A 2469-nucleotide genomic window follows, 5' to 3' on the forward strand; every position below is an offset into this window, starting at 1 on the left:
CGTCCTGTCCGGGCGTTTGGGCGAACGAAACCACCCTGGAAAAGTGCCGCGAGGTGCTGCAAGAGGTATTGGAAGAGTGGCTTGTCCTGAAGCTGCGCGATCGCGATCCTCTGCCACAGGTAGGAGGGATTGACCTTAACCGTATGGTGGCCGAGGCATGAAACCGGTGGGACATCGCTGCCCGGACCGCCACCATCAACTTCTATCATTCGCGCTCCCCGACGCAGCACCAGAGCCCGGATCCTCCCCGATCCGGGCTCTTCTCTTGCGCGGGCGTATTTCCTGCGCCTTTTGTTTTTCTGGGCCACCTTTTATTCGAAGGTGATTATGTGCTAGAATGTACCTAAAAGATGGTCGGGCAACAGAATTTACGGGCTGGGGGATGGCAGCTTTTTGGAAGTTCGTTTTACTGCTCATGCGGAAAAGCAGCTTGTTGTAAGAAGGCTTTCGAAGGACCTGGTGCTGGAGGCCCTGTTTGCTCCTGATCAGGTAATCCAGCAGGAAACGGGTATTTCTATATACCAGCGGCGCGATACCGGGGACGGTAAAGAATATTTGGTTCGGGTGGTGGTTAGATTAGAAGGGAGCACGCAGGTAGTGCTTACTGCCTACCGGACCTCTAAGATTCAAAAGTACTGGAGGGATGACCTGTGAAATTCCGTTATGATCCGGATGCTGATGCTTTGTATATCTGTTTTAAAGAAGGAGCGGTTGCGGATACGGATGAAGTTTCTGCCGGGGTAATACTGGATCTTGATGAAGGGGGAAACCTGCTAGGGTTGGAGATCCTGGATGCTTCGAAGAAATTAGGGGAGCGGCCTTTGACTGTAGAGGTGGAAATACCGGGCACTGTAAAGGAGCAGGTTTTATAGAGGGGGTGGCCTCTGGCCTGTCCGGGCGTTTGGGCGAAGGAGACCAGCCTGGAAAAGTGCCGTGAGGTGCTGCAAGAGGTGTTGGAAGAGTGGCTTGTCCTGAAGCTGCGCGATCGCGATCCTCTGCCACAGCTAGGAGGGATTGACCTTAATCGCATGGTGGCTGAGGCATGAAACCGATGGTACTTGCTGCCCGGACCGCCACCATCAACTTCTAACATTCGCGCTCCCTGATACAGCATAACAGAGCCCGGATCCTTCCCGATCCGGGCTCTTTTCTTGTTTTTCGTGTCTTCTCAGGAGGGTTCATTTTCGTGGAAAAAGATTTGGAGCAGAATAATCCACAGCAATTTAATCGCCGCGCAGGGCTGGAAGTGAAAATCCTGAGAAATATGTGTTAGAATATTGTTTGGGCAAACGATGCCAGCCTGGAAGAGTGCTGCGGCTATCTGAAGTGAAGGCGCGGCCAAGACGCATCTGGTGCATCCTGAAAAAAGACTTCATTGGGGTTATTTTGGAGCTATTTGGATTTGGAGTTGCTTAGAAAACCCGAGGCATGTATGTTGGGGGTGGGGGAGTGCCGTACAGGGGAATTGCGAAAGGTAATGTGATTGTACTCGAAGATGGCGTTAGGTTGCCGGACGGCCTGCGGGTAATCGTGGAACCAGAAGAAGGCGACGGGCGGCCTGACTTTGCGAAGGATCCTTTCCTCACGGTGGATGAGTGGGTTCCGGAGCCTCCCGACGATATTCCTCCGGACCTGGCTCACCAGCACGATCTCTACCTTTACGGAGCAGACAAATCATGAATGGAACCGTTTTCATTGATACAGCTGGGTGGCTTGCACTGATCAACCGGAAGGACCAGCTTCATGCTCAAGCGGTGGATGTATACCGGAGTCTTGGAAAGGTAAGCCGGATTACCACTGATGCCATACTTGTTGAAACCTGTAACGCCCTTAGCAAGCCCTCGTTCAGACACCTTGCAGTTGCCCTAATAGAGAAAGTTAGAGAGGCGGAACAACTAAGAGTCCTGCGGGTTGCACATGTCACAAAATACCTTTTAGAACAAGCCTGGGAGTTGTTCCGCGAACGGCCGGACAAAGAGTGGAGCCTGACGGACTGCATCAGCTTTATTGTTATGCGTCGTCACAGGTGCTCCAGGGCCTTTACATCCGACCGCCATTTTGAACAGGCCGGTTTCAAGTGTCTGCTGCAGTCTTGAGGAAAACACATAAATCCGAACGTGTCTGTGAGATTTTTCTGGCGAAGTTAAACGTAATTTGTTTACAGGAAAATATGAGCGCTGATGTAAGCTAAAGAGAGGCAGCAGTAAGGGTTCTGCTCCTGAACGGCGCGCGGTTGTGGCCCATGGTGAAGCCTTATGATTCTTGTTGCTTGGGGGGATTACGCTTGTTATAATAAAGCTCAAATACAGCAATGTCTCTTGTGCCTGCGGAGAGTAACCCTGGCCCCGGTGCACAGGTTGGCGGCCGTAGAGCCGTTTTGTGGAGGTGAATCCCATGAAATACAGGTTGCCCGTAGTAATTACGCCCCTGGAGGATGGGGAGTACATGGCAGAGTGCGAGCCTGTTCGG

The 2469-nt window shown here is 52.2% G+C and carries 6 protein-coding genes; all 6 read left to right on the forward strand.

Going from position 1 to position 2469, the window contains the following annotated elements; translation table 11 throughout:
• The coding region (locus tag HPY90_RS16290; RefSeq protein ID WP_502707221.1) for a type II toxin-antitoxin system HicB family antitoxin at positions 1 to 161 on the forward strand (161 nt) is incomplete at its 5' end.
• Between the two features lie 232 nt (positions 162 to 393).
• On the forward strand, positions 394 to 654 hold the full coding sequence (locus HPY90_RS15845) for a DUF4258 domain-containing protein (protein ID WP_287195941.1): 261 nt from the start codon (positions 394 to 396) through the stop codon (positions 652 to 654).
• A complete protein-coding gene (locus HPY90_RS15850; RefSeq protein WP_287195943.1) occupies positions 651 to 872 on the forward strand; it encodes a DUF2283 domain-containing protein in 222 nt (73 codons plus the stop codon). The genes HPY90_RS15845 and HPY90_RS15850 overlap by 4 nt, the downstream gene beginning before the upstream one ends.
• Positions 873 to 884: 12 nt before the next feature.
• On the forward strand, positions 885 to 1046 hold the full coding sequence (locus HPY90_RS16295) for a type II toxin-antitoxin system HicB family antitoxin (protein WP_353733695.1): 162 nt from the start codon (positions 885 to 887) through the stop codon (positions 1044 to 1046).
• 403 nt (positions 1047 to 1449) lie between these two features.
• Positions 1450 to 1680 carry a hypothetical protein gene (locus HPY90_RS15855; RefSeq protein ID WP_287195945.1) on the forward strand — a complete coding sequence of 77 codons (231 nt, stop codon included), beginning with the start codon at positions 1450 to 1452 and terminating at the stop codon, positions 1678 to 1680.
• The gene (locus HPY90_RS15860) at positions 1677 to 2096 is read left to right on the forward strand and encodes a type II toxin-antitoxin system VapC family toxin (RefSeq protein ID WP_287195947.1); all 420 of its coding nucleotides are present in this window, start codon (positions 1677 to 1679) and stop codon (positions 2094 to 2096) included. Before HPY90_RS15855 ends, HPY90_RS15860 begins: the two co-directional genes overlap by 4 nt.
• Positions 2097 to 2469: the final 373 nt, after the last annotated feature.

Origin of the sequence: Syntrophothermus sp. (assembly GCF_013314835.1) — a bacterium.
Lineage (GTDB): Bacteria > Bacillota > Syntrophomonadia > Syntrophomonadales > Syntrophothermaceae > Syntrophothermus > Syntrophothermus lipocalidus.

Excerpts from the sequence above, each read along its gene's own strand:
- HPY90_RS15860 (WP_287195947.1), top strand. The coding sequence starts at position 1,677 with ATGAATGGAACCGTTTTCATTGATACAGCTGGGTGGCTTGCACTGATC.